The sequence below is a fragment of the Streptomyces sp. NPDC048392 genome (genome assembly GCF_043200575.1).
Lineage (GTDB): Bacteria > Actinomycetota > Actinomycetes > Streptomycetales > Streptomycetaceae > Streptomyces.
This window is the reverse complement of record NZ_JBICYB010000024.1, coordinates 76,417-95,053: the sequence shown is the minus strand read 5'-3', so window position 1 is coordinate 95,053 and position 18,637 is coordinate 76,417. Positions and strand designations below refer to the sequence as shown.

General features: G+C 74.9%; 17 protein-coding genes and 2 pseudogenes. 13 read left to right on the top strand and 6 right to left on the bottom strand.

The window, feature by feature from the left end; all coding sequences use genetic code 11:
* Window positions 1-26 precede the first annotated feature (26 nt).
* Complete coding sequence (locus tag ACGFYH_RS26940; RefSeq protein WP_393805748.1) at window positions 27-1,226, bottom strand: ATP-grasp domain-containing protein; 1,200 nt, start codon at window positions 1,224-1,226, stop codon at window positions 27-29.
* Window positions 1,227-1,510: 284 nt separating this feature from the next.
* On the opposite strand from ACGFYH_RS26940, the gene ACGFYH_RS26935 reads away from it, so the two are divergent.
* Together ACGFYH_RS26935 and ACGFYH_RS26930 are read left to right on the top strand one after the other, a co-directional pair.
* On the top strand, window positions 1,511-2,380 hold the full coding sequence (locus ACGFYH_RS26935; RefSeq protein WP_393805747.1) for a metallophosphoesterase family protein: 870 nt from the start codon (window positions 1,511-1,513) through the stop codon (window positions 2,378-2,380).
* Window positions 2,377-3,057 (top strand): 4'-phosphopantetheinyl transferase, encoded by a 681-nt coding sequence (locus ACGFYH_RS26930; RefSeq protein ID WP_393805746.1) that lies wholly within the window; start codon window positions 2,377-2,379, stop codon window positions 3,055-3,057. Before ACGFYH_RS26935 ends, ACGFYH_RS26930 begins: the two co-directional genes overlap by 4 nt.
* A 100-nt stretch (window positions 3,058-3,157) precedes the next feature.
* Here the strand turns inward: ACGFYH_RS26930 and ACGFYH_RS26925 are convergent, their stop codons facing one another.
* From ACGFYH_RS26925 to ACGFYH_RS26915, 3 genes are all read right to left on the bottom strand, one after another.
* Complete coding sequence (locus tag ACGFYH_RS26925) at window positions 3,158-3,394, bottom strand: hypothetical protein (RefSeq protein WP_393805745.1); 237 nt, start codon at window positions 3,392-3,394, stop codon at window positions 3,158-3,160.
* 137 nt (window positions 3,395-3,531) lie between these two features.
* Window positions 3,532-4,071, bottom strand: coding sequence for a toxin-antitoxin system, toxin component (locus ACGFYH_RS26920; RefSeq protein WP_393805753.1), 540 nt, complete (start codon window positions 4,069-4,071; stop codon window positions 3,532-3,534).
* A gap of 43 nt (window positions 4,072-4,114) precedes the next feature.
* On the bottom strand, window positions 4,115-4,771 hold the full coding sequence (locus ACGFYH_RS26915) for a helix-turn-helix domain-containing protein (RefSeq protein ID WP_393805744.1): 657 nt from the start codon (window positions 4,769-4,771) through the stop codon (window positions 4,115-4,117).
* 232 nt (window positions 4,772-5,003) lie between these two features.
* Here ACGFYH_RS26915 and ACGFYH_RS26910 point away from each other — a divergent pair, with 232 nt between their 5' ends.
* The 7 genes from ACGFYH_RS26910 (at window position 5,004) to ACGFYH_RS26880 (ending at window position 11,159) form a co-directional block, all read left to right on the top strand.
* Window positions 5,004-5,663 (top strand): hypothetical protein, encoded by a 660-nt coding sequence (locus ACGFYH_RS26910; protein WP_393805743.1) that lies wholly within the window; start codon window positions 5,004-5,006, stop codon window positions 5,661-5,663.
* 79 nt (window positions 5,664-5,742) lie between these two features.
* Window positions 5,743-6,894: an NAD(P)/FAD-dependent oxidoreductase gene (locus tag ACGFYH_RS26905; RefSeq protein ID WP_393805742.1), complete on the top strand. Its 1,152-nt coding sequence runs from the start codon at window positions 5,743-5,745 to the stop codon at window positions 6,892-6,894.
* Window positions 6,891-7,190, top strand: a complete 300-nt coding sequence (locus ACGFYH_RS26900; protein WP_393805741.1) for a (2Fe-2S)-binding protein — start codon at window positions 6,891-6,893, stop codon at window positions 7,188-7,190. Before ACGFYH_RS26905 ends, ACGFYH_RS26900 begins: the two co-directional genes overlap by 4 nt.
* Complete coding sequence (locus ACGFYH_RS26895) at window positions 7,180-8,562, top strand: FAD-dependent oxidoreductase (RefSeq protein WP_393805740.1); 1,383 nt, start codon at window positions 7,180-7,182, stop codon at window positions 8,560-8,562. Before ACGFYH_RS26900 ends, ACGFYH_RS26895 begins: the two co-directional genes overlap by 11 nt.
* Window positions 8,559-9,449 (top strand): dihydrodipicolinate synthase family protein, encoded by an 891-nt coding sequence (locus tag ACGFYH_RS26890; RefSeq protein WP_393805739.1) that lies wholly within the window; start codon window positions 8,559-8,561, stop codon window positions 9,447-9,449. The genes ACGFYH_RS26895 and ACGFYH_RS26890 overlap by 4 nt, the downstream gene beginning before the upstream one ends.
* 10 nt (window positions 9,450-9,459) lie before the next feature.
* Window positions 9,460-10,461, top strand: coding sequence for a proline racemase family protein (locus ACGFYH_RS26885; RefSeq protein ID WP_393805738.1), 1,002 nt, complete (start codon window positions 9,460-9,462; stop codon window positions 10,459-10,461).
* Window positions 10,458-11,159, top strand: coding sequence for a GntR family transcriptional regulator (locus ACGFYH_RS26880; RefSeq protein ID WP_393805737.1), 702 nt, complete (start codon window positions 10,458-10,460; stop codon window positions 11,157-11,159). Before ACGFYH_RS26885 ends, ACGFYH_RS26880 begins: the two co-directional genes overlap by 4 nt.
* On the opposite strand, the pseudogene ACGFYH_RS26875 reads toward ACGFYH_RS26880, so the two are convergent.
* Window positions 11,140-11,358, bottom strand: a pseudogene (locus ACGFYH_RS26875) (ABC transporter ATP-binding protein); the annotation flags it as partial. The gene ACGFYH_RS26880 and the pseudogene ACGFYH_RS26875 sit on opposite strands and share 20 nt — an antisense overlap.
* Window positions 11,349-11,671: pseudogene (locus tag ACGFYH_RS26870) on the bottom strand (oxidoreductase); the annotation flags it as partial. The pseudogenes ACGFYH_RS26875 and ACGFYH_RS26870, both read right to left, overlap by 10 nt.
* A 251-nt stretch (window positions 11,672-11,922) precedes the next feature.
* Here ACGFYH_RS26870 and lanKC point away from each other — a divergent pair.
* The 4 genes from lanKC to ACGFYH_RS26850 all read left to right on the top strand — a co-directional run bounded on the left by lanKC (window position 11,923) and on the right by ACGFYH_RS26850 (window position 18,621).
* Window positions 11,923-14,529: a class III lanthionine synthetase LanKC gene (lanKC, locus tag ACGFYH_RS26865; RefSeq protein ID WP_393805736.1), complete on the top strand. Its 2,607-nt coding sequence runs from the start codon at window positions 11,923-11,925 to the stop codon at window positions 14,527-14,529.
* 38 nt (window positions 14,530-14,567) lie between these two features.
* Window positions 14,568-14,696, top strand: coding sequence for a SapB/AmfS family lanthipeptide (locus ACGFYH_RS26860; RefSeq protein ID WP_006130296.1), 129 nt, complete (start codon window positions 14,568-14,570; stop codon window positions 14,694-14,696).
* A gap of 164 nt (window positions 14,697-14,860) precedes the next feature.
* Window positions 14,861-16,636, top strand: coding sequence for an ATP-binding cassette domain-containing protein (locus tag ACGFYH_RS26855; RefSeq protein WP_393805735.1), 1,776 nt, complete (start codon window positions 14,861-14,863; stop codon window positions 16,634-16,636).
* 143 nt (window positions 16,637-16,779) lie between these two features.
* A complete protein-coding gene (locus ACGFYH_RS26850; protein WP_393805752.1) occupies window positions 16,780-18,621 on the top strand; it encodes an ATP-binding cassette domain-containing protein in 1,842 nt (613 codons plus the stop codon).
* Window positions 18,622-18,637 lie beyond the last annotated feature (16 nt).

Genomic DNA, 18,637 nt, shown 5'->3' with positions numbered 1-18,637 from the left:
GGCCCCCGGGGCGGGGGTATCGGGGGTCACCGGGGGGGCGGGGGCGCCGTGCCCACCGCGGGCGCCCCGCCCGGGGGGGCCCCGGGGGGGCCCCCCCCCCGCGGGGGGGGGGGGGGGGCGCCCGCCCCGGGGCCCGCCCCCGCCGCCGTCGCCGAAGGGGGCAGCGGGACGGTGGCGAGGTCGGGACGCTGGTGGGGCAGGGACACCGGGCGCAGGGGACGCGGTCCGGACACCACCGTGTAGTCCTGGCCGAGGAAGGGCGGCTCCAGCTCGCCCGGGTCGTCACCGAGGGCCAGCCGGACCGCCGCCCACGGCACGTTGATCCCGCACAGCGCCAGCTGGTGCAGTCCGCCGGCCGGGCGGGTGTTGACGTCCATCAGGACGGGCCGGTCTCCGTACATCCGGAACTGCACGTTGGACAGATGGTGCAGCCCGAACGCCTCGGCGATCCGACGTGCCGGCGTCAGCCACTGCTCGTGGAGGGTGAACCCCCGGCGGCGGCCGTTCTTGGTGCGGCCCACGGCGAGCCGGACCCGGTTGTCGGGCCCGGTGAGGCAGTCCACCGACACCTCCGGCTGTTCGAGGCGCGGCATCACCAGCCAGTCCACCGGCTCCTCGGCCGTCCGCAGCGCCTCGACGACCAGGGGCAGCGGCACGGACGGGCTCGGGAAGCCGTCCAGGTGAGCGATCGAGAAGGGGTCCCGGGTGACCATCCGGAAGCCCACGCCACCCGCGCCGGACGCCGGTTTGAAGCACGCCCGGTGGCCGTTCTCCTCCAGTTCCTCCACCGCGAGGACGAGTTCGTCGGCCGTGCGGACCCGCCACCACGGCGGCACCGGCACGCCGATCGCCCGGACCGCCTCGTAGGCGATCACCTTGTCGTGGAAGAGGGCCACCGCCTCGGGCGGCGGCGCGAGCAGTGCCGTACCGGCCGCCTCGAACTCGGCGCGGTGGGCCACGATCGCCGACTGGTGCAGCCGGGGCACGAACACGTCGATGGCGCGCCGCGCGCAATGGTCCAGCGCGTACTCGACGTAACCCGCCGGGGACAGGCCCTCCGGCTCCAGGTCGGCGGTGTCCGCGGCGGCCAGCACGGGGGAGTCCGGGTCGCCGTGCGTGGCATGGATCTCGACGGACCGGTCGGCGGGATTTCTCCGAAGCTGATCCATGAAGAAGACGTTCTCCGCGTACGTGCGGTTGAGCCAGACGCGTACGGGAGAAACCATGCAAGCCGCCTTCCGGGGTTCGCGGGCAGGCCGAAGCGGGCCGTGCCCGGCCAGGGGGTGTGAAGGGACACCGAGCCGCTCTGCGTGAGAGCAGAGTCGTGGTGGTGGTGTTGGGGCGATCATAGGGGTACGCGCGCCCCGGAGCGCAACGAGCGTCACACGGACGCGCCGAGCCGACCCCGCGCCGGTCCCCGCGCCCCGTCGCGGCGGGGCCGGGCCGCTCTTGTGACCGGGTCGGGGGTGTGATCTCGTGGCGCCGAGCGCGCGTCCGGAAGGGGTGGGAGATGACGTCGGCGGCCGGTGTTCCGGGACAGCTGTGGGCCATCAGCGATCTGCACGTCGGTTACGGGGAGAACCGGGCCCTGGTGGAGCGGACCCACCCCGAGTCGGGCGACGACTGGCTTCTGGTGGCGGGCGACGTGGCGGAGACCGTCGCCGACATCCGCTGGGCGCTCGGCATCCTCGCGGACCGCTTCCGCCGGGTCGTCTGGGTCCCCGGCAACCACGAGCTGTGGACGCACCCCAGGGACCAGGTCGCCCTGCGCGGCGTCGCCCGCTACGAGTACCTCGTCGGGATGTGCCGCGAGCTGGGCGTGACCACGCCCGAGGACCCCTACCCGGTCTGGGAGGGCGAGGGCGGCCCGGCGGTCGTCGCACCGCTCTTCCTGCTCTACGACTACTCGTTCCTGCCCGCGGGATGCGCGACCAAGGACGAGGGACTGGAGTACGCCCACGGCACCGGCGTCGTGTGCAACGACGAGTTCCTGCTGCACCCCGACCCGCACCCGAGCCGCGAGGCCTGGTGCCGGGCGCGCGTCGCCGAGACCGGGCGCAGACTCGCCGCGCTCCCCGCGGACCTGCCGACGATCCTCGTCAATCACTACCCGCTGGACCGGCACCCCACCGACGTCCTGTGGTACCCCGAGTTCGCCATGTGGTGCGGTACCGCGCTGACCGCCGACTGGCATCGCAGATTCCGGGTCGACACCATGGTCTACGGCCATCTGCACATCCCGCGTACGACCTGGCACGAGGGGGTCCGCTTCGAGGAGGTGTCGGTGGGCTACCCGCGCGAGTGGCGCAAGCGGCCGGGGCCGCCCGGACGGCTGCGCCGCATCCTGCCTTCGCCCTCGCGCCGGGAGGTGACCCGTTGATCGAGGAACTGCTGCCCGACACCGTCGTCAGCGTGGAGGCACACGGCCACGGCGACGCCGGGCACCTGCCCCTCTACCCGGAGGAGGAGGAGATCGTCGCGCGGGCGGTCGCCAAGCGGCGCCGGGAGTTCACCGTCGTACGGTCCTGTGCCCGCCGGGCCATGGAGAAGCTCGGCGTACCCGCGCGGCCCGTGCTGACGGGTGAACGCGGGGCTCCGCGCTGGCCGGCCGGCCTGGCGGGCAGCATGACCCACTGCGACGGCTACTGCGCCGCCGCCCTGGTCCGCCTCACGGACCTGGCCTCACTCGGCATCGACGCCGAACCCGACGGGCCGCTCCCGGACGGCGTGCTGCGCGGTGTCTCGCTGCCCGTCGAGGCGGCGCGGCTGCGGCGACTGGACGAGACGCGTCCCGGCATCCACTGGGACCGGCTGCTGTTCAGTGCCAAGGAGTCCGTCTACAAGGCATGGTTCCCGCTCACCGGGCTGTGGCTCGACTTCTCGGAGGCGGACATCGTGATCTCCGTGGACCCGGCCGACCCGCGCCGCGGTACCCTGCACGCCGCGCTCCTGGTGCCGGGACCGACCGTGGACGGCCGACGTCTGACCCACTTCGACGGTCGCTGGACCGCCCGGGACGGCCTGGTCGCCACGGCGGTCACGGTCCCGCGAGGGTGAACGGCCGAGCGGGACCCCTGGGGCGGACGGTGAAGCGGCATCCCGGCCCGGCGTCAGCGGGACCCCCGGGGCGGACGGCGAAGCGGCACCCGGCCCGGCGTCACGGGCGCGGAGACCAGCTCCGCAGCAGCCGGAAGAACGCCTCCTCGTTCCCGGTCAGTCCCGCGGCCTCCAGGGCCCGCTCCGCCTCGGCCAGCACGGAGGGCGGGACGACCGGCGGCCGGGGAAGGCCGCCCGGACCCGGCCCGGTGTCGAAACCGGCCCGCACGGTGTGCAGGAGCCGCAGGTAGGCCTGAACGGCGGTGCGCTCGTGGTCGGTCAGTACGGCGGTGGTCATCGGTCGGCTCTCCCCACAACGACGTCAGCGGTCACGCGCCCCCGCACGGCGGCGGCACCCTCCCAGCTTGCCGTCCACCACTGACAGTCCCGGCCCGCCGTGCCCCGGCCCGTGTTCCGACCGGTCCGTTCGGGCCGTCAGCCCAGGTAGCCCAGCGACGCCTCGATCCGTCCCGCCAGGTGGTCCCGCTGCACCGGCCCGCGCAGTGAGGAACCCCCCAGCCAGGTACGGCACTTGCTCGCCAGCAGCAGTCCGAAGGCCTCCGCCTCCCGCTCGTCCGCGAGATCGAAGCGGGAACGCGCGGCCACCGCGCGCACGGTGGCGCGCAGCGCCTCCTCGTCCCGATCCGTGCCGGCTCCGGCCGGCAGCCGGGCCGCGACCGTGGTTCCCTCGACGTCATGTCCGCCGTGTCCGGCCTGCATGTGCCACAGCTCGTGACCCAGGATCACCAACTGATGGCCGGGGGCGGTGCGTTCCTCGACGACGACCAGGTCCCGGTCGGTCATGTCGAGCCACAGCCCGCTGGCCGTCCCGGGCGGGAAGGCGGCCATGCGGAACAGCACCGGACGGCCGCGCCGCCGGCTCATCGTCTCGCACAGCGCCCCGTACAGCTCGGCGGGCCGCGCCGGTGCGGGGAGCGTCAGTTCCCCGACCAGCTCGCCGCACAGGCGGCGCATCTCCTTGGCGATGGCCACGTCTCTCCCCAGGCTCACGACACGCTCACGACTCCGGCCGCCTGACGCTCTCCAGGAGCATGTCCAGCCACTCGGCGACCTTGTCGCGGTGCTGGTCGGTGGGCAGTTGCGCGGCCCGCCAGGCGATGCCGCGCACTCCGTGGTCCTGCAGCAGTCGCTCCAGCGGGTCGTCGGCGGCCGCATCCGCCTCCCGCTCCCGGTCGGCGAGCTGCTGGAGCAGTTCCTGCTCGGTGCGCTGGAGGGTGCTTGAGAGTGCCTCGGGGTCCTCCGCGGTGAGGAATCCGGCGTGCACGCGGAAGAAGCGCTGAATGGCGTCGCAGTGCTCCATGGTGGGGCGCCGGTCGCCGTTGATGAGCGCGCCCGCCTGCTGCCGGGACATACCGGCGCCGTCGGCTATCTCCTGCTGGGTGTACCTGCGGCCGTTCGGTTTCAGCCGGGTGCGGCGCAGCAGGTCCAGGCGCTGCACGAACCTGGTCTGGACATCGGGTTCACCCGCCTGCCCGCCGCCGAGCAGGGCGCCGACGACGCGTTCGGGGACACCGGAGGCGGCGGACAGCCGGCCGACGTCGAAGACCTCGGTGTGCGGCACGCCGAGCCGGTCGGCGAGTGCGGTGACCCGGGCGACGACGGCGGCCAGCGTGGTGGTCGGCATGGCACCCGGACCTTCGAAGCCACCCGTCACCGACCGCTCCCCTACGTCTCTCACAGGCCTCACAGGCTTCTCACAAGCGGTTGCCGTGAACTCCCGGAGAGTAGCCTGCCGCTCGAACTCACATCCAGGTATCGCCACAACTGTGGCCTATTTCAGCCGTCAACAGGCACGAAATGCCACGATAGTTGACACGCCTCGCGTCGGGGCGCCAGGATGCGGGACGCCGCGAGAAGGCCGCATAGGCAAGAGGGGTGACCTCCCGATGGCATTTCAGGCAGGAGGGCAGCGGCCGGTGCCGCGGCCCGCCCCCGCGACGCCCGAGGCCCAGGCCTATCTCCAGGACTACACCGCACTCCTGGAGGCCGTCCCCTTCCCCTCTCTCGTCGTCGACCACCGCTGGGACGTGGTGCTGGCCAACGGCGCCTTCCGGACACTCTTCCAGGGTGCCGGACCGCATCCGACGGCCATGCCGGACGACAACTTCCTCAGGTTCGTCCTCTTCCACCCGGACGCCTCCGCGGTCCTCGGCGAGCACGAGTCGAGCTGGTGCCTGCCCATGCTGGCGCACTTCGCCGCCACCCTGGAGCGGTACGGGCACGACCCCGGCCTGCAGGCCGTCCGCCGGGACATCGCCCAGGACCCGATCATGGAAGCCGCCTACCGCCAGGGACTGCCGCACTGGGTCCGCGCCGTCGGCGCGCGGGCCGTCGAACACGACGGTGCCGTGCGGCCGCTGCACCACCCCGACCCGCGCCGGGGCACCACCGAGTGCCGGGTCGTGGTCGAGACGCCCAGGGCGCTGGAGGAGCTGGGCTACACCCGGTTGACGCTGGTCCTGCGGGAGCCGCCCCGCACCGCGCCGCGGTCGCCGCGCTCCCGCCGCACCCCCGCCCACCTGAGAGTGGTCCCCGCCCCCGAGTGACCGGCCCCCCGCGCGAGCCACCTTGTCCGCACGCTCGCGGGGCATTCCCCTTTGCAGTGGTGTGTGACATAGTACTGCCGTGACCGAGTCGCTGACCTGCGAAGTCGTAGTGGTGGGTGCCGGAATGGTGGGCGCGGCCTGTGCGCTGTACGCCGCCCGCGAAGGGTTCGACGTCATCGTGGTGGACCGCGGCCATGTGGCCGGCGGCACCACCGGAGCGGGGGAGGGCAACCTCCTGGTCTCCGACAAGTCACCCGGCCCCGAGCTGGACCTCGCACTGCTGTCCGCCCGCCTGTGGACCTCGCTCGCCGGGGAACTCGGACGCGCCGTCGAGTACGAACCCAAGGGCGGGGTCGTCGTCGCCGGGACCGCCGGGGCACTGGCCGGTCTGGAGACCCTCGCCGCCGGTCAGCGGACCGCCGGAGTGGTGGCGGAGGCCGTCCCGGCGGACCGGCTCCACGAACTCGAGCCCCATCTCGCGCCCGGCCTCGCGGGCGCCGTGCTCTACCCGCAGGACGCCCAGGTCATGCCCGCGCTGGCCGCCGCCCACCTGCTGCGCGCGTCCGGCGCCCGCCTGTGCACCGGCCGCACGGTGACCGGCGTGCTGCGCGACCCCGGCGGCGCCGTGCGCGGAGTGCGCACGGACCGGGGCGACGTGCACGCGCCCGCGGTCGTCAACGCCGCAGGCCCGTGGGGCGGCGAACTGGCCGCCCTGGCCGGCGTACGGCTCCCGGTGCTGCCCCGGCGCGGCTACGTCCTCGTCACCGAACCACTGCCGCCCCGGGTACGGCACAAGGTGTACGCCGCCGACTACGTCGCCGACGTCGCCAGCGACTCGGCGGCTTTGCAGACCTCCCCTGTCGTGGAGGGGACCGCCGCCGGACCGGTCCTCATCGGCGCCAGCCGGGAGCGGGTCGGCTTCGACCGCACGGTGTCGCTGCCGGCGCTGCGCGCACTGGCGGCGGGAGCGACCCGGCTGTTCCCCTTCCTCACGCGGGTGCGGGCCCTGCGCGCCTACGCCGGCTTCCGGCCGTATCTGCCCGACCACCTGCCCGCCATCGGCCCCGACCCCAGGGCGCCCGGACTCTTCCACGCCTGTGGGCACGAGGGGGCCGGCATCGGCCTGTCCACCGGCACCGGACATCTGATCGCCCGGCTGCTGGCCGGCGAGCGGCCCGACCTCGACCCCGCCCCCTTCCGCCCCGACCGCTTCATCGAGGAGGACCGGTGAACCCGCTGCGACTGGTACGCGCGAGGCCCGCGCCGGCCTTCACGGTCACCGTCGACGGCCGGGCCGTCGAGACGCTGCCCGGCCGGACGGCCGCCGCCGCGCTGTGGGCGGCCGGCATCACCTCCTGGCGCAGCACCCGGGGGAGCGGCCGCCCACGCGGCGTGTTCTGCGGGATCGGCGTCTGCTTCGACTGCCTGGTCACCGTCAACGACCACCCCAACCAGCGCGCCTGCCTGGTCGCCGTCCGGCCCGGCGACGTGATCCGCACCCAGGAGGGGACCGGCCATGAGGACTGATCTGGCGGTCGTCGGGGCGGGTCCGGCCGGACTCGCGGCGGCGCTGGCGGCGGCCGCCCGCGGGGTGCGGGTCACGCTCGTGGACGCGGCGGACCGGCCCGGCGGACAGTTCTACCGGCAGCCCGCCGCCGAGCTGAACGCCCGGCGACCACAGGCCCTGCACCACCGGTGGCGCACCTGGAAGCGACTGAGGGACGGGCTCGCCGCCGGCCGCGTGCGCGTCCTGACAGGCCATCACGTGTGGTTCGTCGAGGCGCTCGACGACGGCTTCACCGTGCACGCCCTGCTCGGACCGGCGCAGGACCGACAGGCCACCGTGCACGCCCGCGCCGTGCTGCTCGCCACCGGCGGCTACGAGCACGTCCTGCCCTTCCCCGGCTGGACCCTGCCCGGCGTCGTCACCGCCGGAGGCGCCCAGGCCATGCTCAAGGGCGGCCTCGTGGTGCCCGGCCGGACCGCGGTCGTCGCCGGGACCGGCCCACTGCTGCTGCCCGTGGCGACCGGGCTGGCGGCCGCCGGGACCCGGGTGGCCGCGCTCGTGGAGTCGGCCGACCCGAAGCAGGTCGCCCGCCACGCCCGCGCCCTGGCGGGCAAGCTCCCCGAGGGCGCCGGCCACGCCGCCCGGCTCCTGCGGCACCGTGTGCGCCCCCTCACCCGGCACACCGTCGTCCGCGCCCATGGCGACGACCGCCTCACCGGCGTCACCGTCGCCGCCCTCGACGTCGACGGGCGCGTCCGGCGCGGCACCGGCCGGTACCTGCCCTGTGACACCCTGGCCGTCGGCCACGGCATGCTCCCGCACACCGACCTCGCCGACGGCCTCGGCTGCCGCCCGGCCGGGCCGACGGTGGCCGTCGACGCCGAGCAGCGCACCAGCGTCCCCGGGGTCTGGGCGGCCGGGGAGGCCACCGGCATCGGCGGCGCCGCCCTCGCGCTCGCCGAGGGGCACCTCGCCGGACACTCGATCGCGGCCCGGCTGCGGGGCACCGAGCCCGACCCGGAGAGCTGGGCACCGGCCGCGCGGACCCGCAGGACGCTGCGGACGACCGCCGGGGCCCTCGCCTCCGCCTTCGCGCCGCCCGCCCACTGGAGCGACCTGGTCGGTGACGACACCGTCGTCTGCCGCTGCGAGGAGGTCACCGCCGGGACGGTCCGCGAGGCCGTCGACGGACTCGGCGCGGGCGACGTCCGCACCGTGAAACTGCTGACCCGGGCCGGGATGGGCTGGTGCCAGGGCCGGATGTGCGCCGCCGCCGTCGCCGGCCTCGCCGGATGCGCGCCCGCTCCGTCCCGTCGGCCCCTCGCCCGCCCGGTACCGCTCGGCGTCCTGGCCCAGTCCCCGCTCGACCACTCCGAGGAAGGACCCTCATGACCGACCACCGTCCCTGGCGCGGCGTCCTCGTCGCCACCGCCCTTCCGCTGCGCGACGACCTCTCCGTCGACTACGACGCCTACGCCGAGCACTGCGCCTGGCTGGTGGCGAACGGCTGCGACGGAGTCGTCCCCAACGGCTCCCTCGGCGAGTACCAGGTACTCACCCCCGGGGAACGCACCCGCGTCGTCGAGACCGCCGTGGCCGCCGTCGGCGGGCGGCGCGTCATGCCAGGCGTCGCCGCCTACGGGTCCGCCGAGGCGCGCCGCTGGGCCGAGCAGGCGGGCGAGGCGGGCTGCGGGGCGGTGATGCTGCTGCCGCCCAACGCCTACCGCGCCGACGAGCGTTCCGTCCTCGCCCACTACGCCGAGGTCGCCCGGGCGGGTCTTCCGGTCGTCGCGTACAACAACCCCGTCGACACCAAGGTCGACCTGGTGCCCGAACTGCTCGCCCGGCTGCACGGCGAGGGCCACGTCCAGGGCGTGAAGGAGTTCTCCGGCGACGTCCGCCGCGCCTACCGCATCGCCGAACTCGCCCCCGGACTCGACCTCCTCGTCGGTGCCGACGACGTCCTGCTGGAGCTGGCGCTCGCGGGCGCCAAGGGCTGGGTCGCCGGATACCCCAACGCGCTGCCCGCCGCCTGCGTCGCGCTGTACCGCGCGGCCGCCGCCGGTGACCTGGCCACGGCCGAGCCGCTGTACCGGCAGCTGCACCCGCTGCTGCGCTGGGACTCCAAGGTCGAGTTCGTGCAGGCCATCAAGCTGTCCATGGACCTCGCCGGCCGGCCCGGCGGGTCCTGCCGCCCGCCCCGCGTGCCGCTGCTGCCCGCCCAGGAGGCCGCCGTCCGCGCCGCCACCGAGAAGGCCTTCGCGGCCGGACTGGCGTAGGGGGACCGGCATGCGCAGCAAGCTCGTCCTGCACGCCGTCGACTCGCACACCGAGGGCATGCCCACCCGCGTGATCACCGGCGGCATCGGTACCATCCCCGGCACCACCATGAACGAACGGCGGCTGTACTTCCGCGAACACCGCGACGACGTCAAGCGGTTGCTCATGAACGAGCCGCGCGGCCACGCCGCCATGAGCGGGGCGATCCTCCAGCCGCCCACCCGGCCCGACTGCGACTGGGGTGTCGTCTACATCGAGGTCTCCGGCTACCTGCCCGTGTGCGGCCACGGCACGATCGGCGTGGCCACCGTCCTCGTGGAGACCGGCATGGTCGAGGTGACCGAACCGGTCACCACCATCCGCCTCGACACCCCCGCCGGGGTCGTCGTCGCCGAAGTGGCGGTGGAGAACGGCGCCGCCCGGACGGTGACCCTGCGCAACGTGCCCTCCTTCGCCGTCGGCCTCGACCGCGAGGTCACCCTGCCCGGCGGCCGGACGGTGACGTACGACCTCGCCTACGGCGGCAACTTCTACGCCGTCCTGCCCCTGGAGCGGCTCGGGCTGCCCTTCGACCGGTCCCGCAAGGACGACATCCTCGCGGCCGGACTGTCCCTGATGGCGGCCGTCAACGACGAGGAGGAGCCGGTCCACCCCGAGGACCCGTCCATCCACGGCTGCCACCATGTCCAGGTGACCGCACCCGACTCCACCGCCCGCCACTCCCGGCACGCCATGGTGATCCACCCCGGCTGGTTCGACCGCTCGCCCTGCGGCACCGGCACCAGCGCCCGCATGGCCCAGCTGCACGCCCGGGGCGAACTCCCGCTGCACACCGAGTTCGTGAACGAGTCCTTCATCGGCACCCGGTTCACGGGCCGGCTGCTCGGCACCACCGAGGTCGGCGGCCGGCCCGCCGTCCTGCCCAGCATCACCGGCCGCGCCTGGATCACCGGCACCGCCCAGTACCTGCTGGACCCCGAGGACCCCTTCCCCGCGGGGTTCGTCCTGTGAACGTCAACGCCACCGGTCCCGTCCTGCCCGTCCTCGGCAGCCGGAAGCCCAGCCACCGCGAGCGGGTCGCCGAGGCACTGCGCGCCGCCCTGATCGCGGGCGAACTGCGTCCCGGCGAGGTCTACTCGGCCCCCGGTCTCGCCGCCCGCTTCGGTGTCTCCGCCACCCCGGTCCGCGAGGCCATGCTCGACCTGGCCAAGGAGGGGCTGGTCGACACCGTGCCCAACAAGGGCTTCCGGGTCACCGCCGTCTCCGAACGGCAGCTCGACGAGTACACCCGGATCCGGTCGCTCATCGAGATCCCCACCACCGCCTCACTCGCCACCACCGCCGACCCCGTCGCCCTGGAGGCGCTGCGCCCCGTCGCCGAGGAGATCGTCACCTCCGCCGCGGCCGGCGACCTCATCGCGTACGTCGAGGCCGACCTGCGTTTCCACCTGGGACTGCTGCGACTCGCGGGCAACGGCCACCTGGTGGAGGTCGTACGCGACCTGCGCCGGCGCTCCCGGCTGTACGGGCTGAAGGCGCTCGTCGAGCAGGGGCGGCTCCAGGCCTCGGCGGAGGAGCACCTGGAGATCCTCGACGCGCTGCTGACCCGCGACGAGGAGGCCGTGCGCGCGGTGATGGCACGGCACCTGGGGCACGTACGCGGGCTGTGGGCGGCCGGGGGCGGCGAGAGGGCGGGGCGTCCGGCCTGAGCAGCGGACGGGCTCCGCGTCCCGCCGCCGGGACCTGCTCGTACACAGGGGTGCGCAGCTCGGCGAAGCGCGGGGCCACGCGTGTGTGCACCCGGTCCCGCCCGGCCGGCAGGCCGACGTCGAGCTGCTCCCGCACGACGGTGGGGGAGGCGGACAGGACGACCACCCGTTCGCCCGGGTAGACGGCCTCGCCGCTGTCAGCCGGAAGTTGTCGCGCGGGCCGCGCACCCGGACCTTGTCGCCGGTGCGCGACTCCCCGTGGACTCGGACGGAAACGCCCCTTCCGTCGGCTTCGCGCAGCACCGCGATCCGCCGCACCGCCCGGCCGGCCGCGTCACCGCACAGTGAGTACCGGCGCTCCGTGCCCGGCCGAGGACGACATCGCGTGGGCGCCGGGCCTCCAGGCGGGCAGTGGTCGGTCCACCCAGCGGATGGCGCAGGGCGAGGAGAAGCACGTCGTCGGCCGCCGACTCCCGCCGTTCGACGACGCGTTCGGCCTCGTGCAGGGTCATGAGCCGCTCCTCCGGAGGTCGTGTCCTCGTGCGCGGCCCTCGTCCTCGACGCCGCGTGGTCGCACCACCGGCAAGCCGTCCGGGCCAGGCAAGCAGACCTCCGCCCGGCAAGATCGCCCCGCCCCGGCGGCCCCGCCCCGCGAAGTTACCCGTGCGTTCCGCACATCGGAGTGATGACAGAGGCAACTGTTCGAGGCGGTACGCCCCGTGACAGCGTCGTCTCCGTCAGCGACCGGTGGGAGGGAGAAGGCGTGAACAAGGGTTATGCCGTGTACTGCGACGCGGACCCGTCCTTCTACGACGCTCCGCACCGCACGGCTTCCCGGGCCGGGGCCGGGCGCTCCCGGTACGCCGCGGCGTCCGCACCCCTGCCGCAGGGATGGCAGCGCAACGAGAGCGGGGACTGGCTCGCCCTGCGCCCGGTCGACGCCGACCTGCCCGCTCAGGGATGGAAGATCCACGTCTCCGCCTGCCTCGACAACGCGGAGTCCGTGCTCGACCGCGTATGGCGGCACTGCGTCGCCGGCGGTACGGCCTTCAAGTTCGTGCCCAGCCGGTACCTGCTGCACCAGCGCAACGCCAAGTACGCGGACCGGGCGGGCAGCGGCAAGTTCATCACCGTGTACCCGGCGGACGAGGCGGAGTTCGAACGGCTCGCGGGGGAGTTGTCCGGCCTGCTGGCCGGCGAGCCCGGACCGCACATCCTGAGCGACCTGAGAATCGGCGACGGCCCCGTGCACGTGCGGTACGGCGGCTTCACCCGCCGCAACTGCTACGACGCGGACGGGGAACTGCGGCCGGCCGTGACCGGCCCCGACGGCGTGCTCGTGCCCGACCTGCGCGGCCCGGTCTTCCGCGTGCCCGACTGGGTGAGCCCGCCCGCCTTCCTGCGCCCGCACCTCGACGCCCGCTCCGCGGTGACCGTGACGGGCCTGCCCTACACCATCGAGTCGGCGCTGCACTTCTCCAACGGCGGTGGCGTCTACCTCGCCCGTGACAGCCGTACCGGCGAGCGGGTCGTCCTCAAGGAGGCCCGTCCGCACGCCGGGCTGGCCGCCGACGGCGCCGACGCCGTGACCAGGCTGCACCGCGAACGCCGGGCGCTGGAGCAGCTGTCGGGCCTCGACTGCACGCCCGAGGCGCTCGACCACCTCACCCTCGGGGAACACCACTTCCTCGTCCTGGAGTACATCGACGGCAAGCCGCTCAACACGTTCTTCGCCCGGCGTCATCCGCTCATCGAGGCCGACCCGGGAGAGCGAAGACTGGCCGAGTACACCGCCTGGGCCCTCGACGTCCACGCGCGGGTGGAACGCGCCGTCGAGGACGTCCACGCCCGCGGAGTGGTCTTCAACGACCTGCACCTGTTCAACATCATGATCCGCGACGACGACAGCGTCGCCCTCCTGGACTTCGAGGCCGCCCACCGCGTCGACGAACCGGGCCGCCAGACCGTGGCGAACCCCGGCTTCGTGGCACCTTCCGACCGGCGGGGCGTGGCGGTGGACCGGTACGCGCTGGCGTGTCTGCGGCTCGCGCTCTTCCTCCCGCTCACCAGTCTGCTGGCCGTCGACCGGCGCAAGGCGGCACACCTCGCCGACGTGGTGGCGGATCACTTCCCGGTGGACCGGGCCTTCCTGGACGCCGCGGTCGACGAGATCACGCGCGTCGACGGCGCCCCCGCGGCGCCACGGCCTGCCGGGCCGGTGGCGCCGGTGCGACCGGACGACTGGCCGCACAGCCGGGACTCCATGGCCGAGGCCGTCCGCGCCTCCGCGACACCGTCCCGCACCGACCGCCTCTTTCCCGGTGACATCGCGCAGTTCGCCACGGCCGGCGGCGGGCTGGCCTTCGCCCACGGCGCCGCCGGAGTGCTGTACGCCCTGGCCGAGAGCGGAGCGGGACGGGACGAGGACGGCGAGCAGTGGCTGCTGGAGCGGACCAAGCAACCGCCCTCGGGCATGCCGCTCGGTTTCCACGACGGGCTCGCCGGAATCGCCTGGACCCTCGACCGGCTCGGCCACCGCGACCGCGCTCTCGACCTCACCGAACTGCTTCTCGACCAGCCCTTCGACCAGCTGGGCCCGGACCTGCACAGCGGCACCGCCGGGCTGGGACTGGCCCTGGACTCGCTGGCCGCCACCACCCAAGAGGCCGCGCTGCACGCGGCGGCCGTGCGCTGCGTCGAGCTGGCTGCCGACGGCCCGCCGGCCGGACGGGAGAGGCCCGGCCGAGCCCGCGGGGGACTGCTGCACGGTGCCGCGGGACGCGCGCTGCTCTTCCTGCGGCGCTACGAACGCACCGGGGACGCCGCCCTCCTCGACCTCGCCCGCGACGCGCTGCGCCAGGACCTCGCCCGCTGCGTCCGTGGCGCGGGCGGCGCGCTGCAGGTCGACGAGGGGTGGCGCACCATGCCCTACCTGGGCGCCGGCAGCGTGGGCATCGGCATGGTGCTGGACGACTACCTGGCGCACCGGGAGGACGAGGAGTTCGCGGGGGCCAGGAACGAGATCGTGGCCGCGGCCCAGGCGATGTTCTACGCCCAGCCGGGTCTCTACCGGGGCGTGGCCGGAATGGTGCTGTACCTCGGCCGCACCACGGCCCCGGCGCCCGGTACGGGCCCGCAGGCCGTCAGGCGCCAGCTCGACGCGCTGTCCTGGCACGCCATGTCCTACCGCGACCGGCTCGCCTTCCCCGGTGAGCAGATGATGCGCCTGTCCATGGACCTCTCCACCGGAACGGCCGGATGCCTCCTGGCGGTCGCCTCCGTCCTCGGCGACACGCCCGCCGGGCTGCCGTTCCTGCCGCCGCCGCGTTCAAACGGCGGCCCACCGACTCGGCCCCACCCGGGGTCGTGAAAAAAGGCACACCTGTTGCCCTACGAAAGGAAGACGTCATGAACCTTTTCGACCTGCAGTCGATGGAGACCCCCAAGGAAGAGGCCATGGGGGACGTCGAGACCGGTAGCCGCGCGAGCCTCCTGCTGTGCGGCGACAGCAGCCTGAGCGTCACGACCTGCAACTGACGCCGTAGCTGACGGTCGCGGCGACGTGGTGAGCCATGTCGCCGGGCACTGGCGCCCCGGGCTTCGCCCCGGGGCGCCGAGGCCTGTCCGCGCCGTCACCACGGCCGGGCGGGCCGCCGGGTCCGCGACCGGTTTCCCCCGGGGGACGGACGGAGGTTTCGCTGGTGCGAACGAGCAGGCCCCGGGCGCGGCAGGCGTCCGGGAGGCGGGACGGGACCGACACCCGGGAGCCCGGGCGCGCGCTGGAGGCGCTGGTGCTGCTGTGCTCGGTCGCGGCGGCCGTCGCCGCGGTGGCCCAGCCCTTCGTCCTCGGCCGCACACTGGACCTGCTGCTGCGTGACGGCGACGCGGGCGGCTGGCTCCCGCTGAGTGCCGGACTGCTCCTGGGCGAACTGCTGCTGGACAGCCTGACCTCACTGTTCACGGGCCGCTGCAACGCCACCTGGACGGCGTCCGTACGCTCCCGTGCCCTGCGCGGACTGCTGCGCGCCGTACCCGACCGCGCGCGGCCCCACCCGCCGGGAGACGTCGGTACCCGCCTCACCCTCAATGCCACGGACGCGGGCGGCGCCCCGGCGGCCCGGGCGGCGCTCGGGGCCTCACTGATCACCCCGCTGGGCGCCCTCGTGGCGCTGGCCCTCGTCGACGTGTGGGTGGCGGCCTGCGTGCTGACCGGTCTGCCCGCCCTGGCGCTGGTACTGCGGGCCTTCGCCCGCGACACGGGCGCCTCGGTCGCCGCCTACCAGGGCACCCAGTCCCTGATCGCGTCGCGGCTGCTGGAAGCCCTGGAGGGGACGGCCACCATCGGCGCCGCGGGGACCGGCGACCGGGAGCGCGCCCGCGTGCTGGCACCGTTGGCGGAACTGGCCGCCCAGGGCCGGCACATGTGGGCGCTGCACGGGCGGGCGCTCGGCAGAAGCGCGGTCCTGGTACCGCTGCTGACGCTGGTCGCCACCGCCGTCGGCGGACTGCGTCTGGCGGCCGGCGAGCTGAGCGTGGGGGACCTGCTCGCCGCCGGCCGGTACGCGCAGCTCACCGCCGGCGTCGGCGGTGCCGCGTCACTGCTCGGCGCACTCGTACGCGCCCGCGAGGCACGGCACCGCACCCTGGAGCTGGAACGGATGCCCGCGTTGGCGTACGGAACACGGCGGCTGCCTCCGGACGGCCCGGGGGAGCTCGAACTGCGCGGGGTGCGCGTGGTGCGCGACGGCAGGCAGGTGCTGCGCGCCGACCGCGTACGAGTGCCGGGCGGCAGCACGGTCGCGGTGGTCGGCCGCAGCGGAGCGGGCAAGTCCGTCCTGGCGGCCGTGGCGGGACGGCTGCTCGACCCGGACGAGGGACACGTACTGCTGGACGGCGTCCGGCTCGACCGGCTGACGCGCGAGGCGCTGCGTACCGAGGTGGCCTACGCCTTCGAACGCCCGGCACTGGGTGAGGGCACGGTCGCCGAGGCGGTCGCCACCGGGGCGCGGCAGCCGTCCCCCGGGCAGGTACTCCGGGCGGCCCGCGCGGCCGGTGCCGACGGCTTCGTACGCCGGTTGCCGCACGGTTACGACACGCCGCTGACGATGGCGCCGCTCTCGGGCGGGGAGCACCAGCGCCTCGGACTGGCGCGGGCGTTCGCGCACGCCGGACGGTTGCTGGTCATGGACGACGCGACCTCCAGTCTGGACACCGCCACGGAGCACGAGGTGAACCAGGCGCTGCGCCGCTCGGTGCGCCCCGGGACCAGACTCGTGGTCGCGCACCGCCCCTCGGTCGCGGACCGGGCGGATCTGGTGCTCTGGCTGGAGGACGGGGAAGTGCGCGCCGTCGGGACGCACCGCGAACTGTGGAACACGGCGGGCTACCGGGCGGTCTTCGGTGTCGGTGCCACCGGGACCGCGGCGCACGGCGACGGGCCCGCACGCCGCCACGAGCCCCAAGAGGTGCGGCCGTGACATCCGCCGCCCACCGCCCCGCGCGGACCCCGGACGACGACGGGCCCCGGGACGACGGGCTCCGGGACGACGGGTCCCGGGACGACGGGCTCCGGGACGACGGGCTCCGGGACGACGGGTCCCGGGACGACGGGGCCGGTGCGCTGCGCCGCCTCGCGCCGCCGGCCCGCCGCTTCCTCGCCCGCCGCAAAGGCGTGCTGGCGCGGCTCGCGCTCTGGTCGCTGGCCGAGTCGGGGCAGGCGTTCCTGGTGGGCTACGGGGTCGCCCGCTCCGTCGACGAGGGCTTTCTCGCCGGTGACCCGCGCCGGGGACTGCTGTGGCTCGCCCTCGCCCTGGCCGCCGTACTCTCCGGCGCCCCGGTCGTCCGGGGGGTGTTCGTACAGCTCGCCGGACTGACGGAGCCGCTGCGCGACGGTCTGGTACGGCGCGCGGTCGACCGTTCCATGGCCCGGGCGGCCCTGGGCGGGCCCGGCGGGACGGACCGGGCGGCCGTCTCCCGGCTGACGAACCAGGTCGAGATCGCCCGGGACAGCTTCGCCGGTCTCGTCCTCACCCTGCGTTCCTTCGTCTTCACCGCCGCCGGCGCACTGCTCGGCCTGCTGTCCCTCGACCCGGCCCTGCTCGTGGTGGTCCTGCCACCGCTGGCGGGCGGCCTCGCGCTGTTCCTGTTCACGCTGCGTCCCATGGCGGCGGCCCAGCGCAGGGCTCTGGCGGCCGACGAGGCACTGGGCGACCACGCGGCGCGGTCCCGTGCGGCGTTGCGGGACCTCACCGCCTGCGGGACCGGGCCGAAGACGGAGCGGCGTGGCGCTGACCTGGTCGCCGATGCCGCCGCGCAGGCCCGGACCCTGGCTGGATGGGCGGCGGTGCGTACGGCGGCGCTCGGCGTCGCGGGCCACCTGCCCGTGCTCGCGCTGCTGATGGCGGTGCCGTGGCTGCGCGGACGAGGAGTGAGCGCCGGCGCGCTGCTCGGCGCGTTCACCTACCTCGTCCAGTCCCTGCTGCCCGCTCTGCACACGCTGATGACCGCGCTGGGCGCGGCCGGGGCCCGGCTGCTGGTCGTCCTCGACCGGGTGCTGGGCCCGGCGCCCCACCAGGCACCGGATCCGGCACCGAGCGGCACGCGCCCCTCGGGGGCGGCCGCTCCCGCGGCGGGCCCCGCCGCCGACGACCACGGCACGGGCGCCGACGACCACGGCACCGGCGCCGGTGCCCGGTCGTCGGCCGAGGGTGCGTGCCCGGGGTCCGGCACGGCGGTCCCGGCGGTGGAACTGCGCTCCGTCACCCTGTCCTACGGCGCCCGCGCCGAGCCCGTTCTCGACTCGCTCGACCTGCGCGTCGCCCCGGGCGAACACCTTGCCGTCGTCGGGCCAAGCGGCATCGGCAAGTCGACCCTCACCCGCCTGGTCGCGGGGACGCTCGCGCCGAGCGGCGGCGAGGTGCGCGTGTCCGGACGCGTGGTGACGCAACGCGCCGCCGCCGAACTCGCCGCGCTGCGGGTGCTGGTCCCGCAGGAGGCCTACGTGTTCTCCGGCACCGTGGGCGACAACCTCGCGTACCTGCGCACCGACGCGTGCCGGGGGGAACTCGACGCCGCCGTCCGGACCCTCGGCCTGCGGCCGCTGGTCGAGCGGCTGGGCGGGCTCGACGGTCCGGTGCGCCCCGCCGAACTGTCGCCGGGCGAGCGGCAGTTGATCGCGCTGGCCCGCGCGTATCTGTCGCCCGCTCCCCTGCTGCTGCTCGACGAGGCCACCTGCCATCTCGACCCGGCGTCCGAGGCCCGCGCGGAGGAGGCCCTCGCGCAGCGGCCCGGAACGCTGTTGGTGGTGGCGCACCGGCTGTCCTCGGCGGTCCGTGCCGACCGGATACTGGTGCTGGACGGTGTGCGGGCGGAGTGCGGCACACACGACGAACTGCTGGACCGTTCGCCCCTCTACCGTGACCTGACGGGCCACTGGCACTCGGGACCGCATCGACACCCGTGACCGCGGCCCGCCGCTC

What these genes read in the sequence shown, in the direction of transcription:
- ACGFYH_RS26940 (WP_393805748.1), bottom strand. Translation starts at nt 1,226, where the DNA reads ATGGTTTCTCCCGTACGCGTCTGGCTCAACCGCACGTACGCGGAGAAC.
- ACGFYH_RS26925 (WP_393805745.1), bottom strand. Translation starts at nt 3,394, where the DNA reads ATGACCACCGCCGTACTGACCGACCACGAGCGCACCGCCGTTCAGGCC.
- ACGFYH_RS26935 (WP_393805747.1), top strand. Translation starts at nt 1,511, where the DNA reads ATGACGTCGGCGGCCGGTGTTCCGGGACAGCTGTGGGCCATCAGCGAT.
- ACGFYH_RS26910 (WP_393805743.1), top strand. Translation starts at nt 5,004, where the DNA reads ATGGCATTTCAGGCAGGAGGGCAGCGGCCGGTGCCGCGGCCCGCCCCC.
- ACGFYH_RS26885 (WP_393805738.1), top strand. Translation starts at nt 9,460, where the DNA reads ATGCGCAGCAAGCTCGTCCTGCACGCCGTCGACTCGCACACCGAGGGC.
- ACGFYH_RS26895 (WP_393805740.1), top strand. Translation starts at nt 7,180, where the DNA reads ATGAGGACTGATCTGGCGGTCGTCGGGGCGGGTCCGGCCGGACTCGCG.
- ACGFYH_RS26920 (WP_393805753.1), bottom strand. Translation starts at nt 4,071, where the DNA reads ATGCGCCGCCTGTGCGGCGAGCTGGTCGGGGAACTGACGCTCCCCGCA.
- ACGFYH_RS26860 (WP_006130296.1), top strand. Translation starts at nt 14,568, where the DNA reads ATGAACCTTTTCGACCTGCAGTCGATGGAGACCCCCAAGGAAGAGGCC.
- ACGFYH_RS26890 (WP_393805739.1), top strand. Translation starts at nt 8,559, where the DNA reads ATGACCGACCACCGTCCCTGGCGCGGCGTCCTCGTCGCCACCGCCCTT.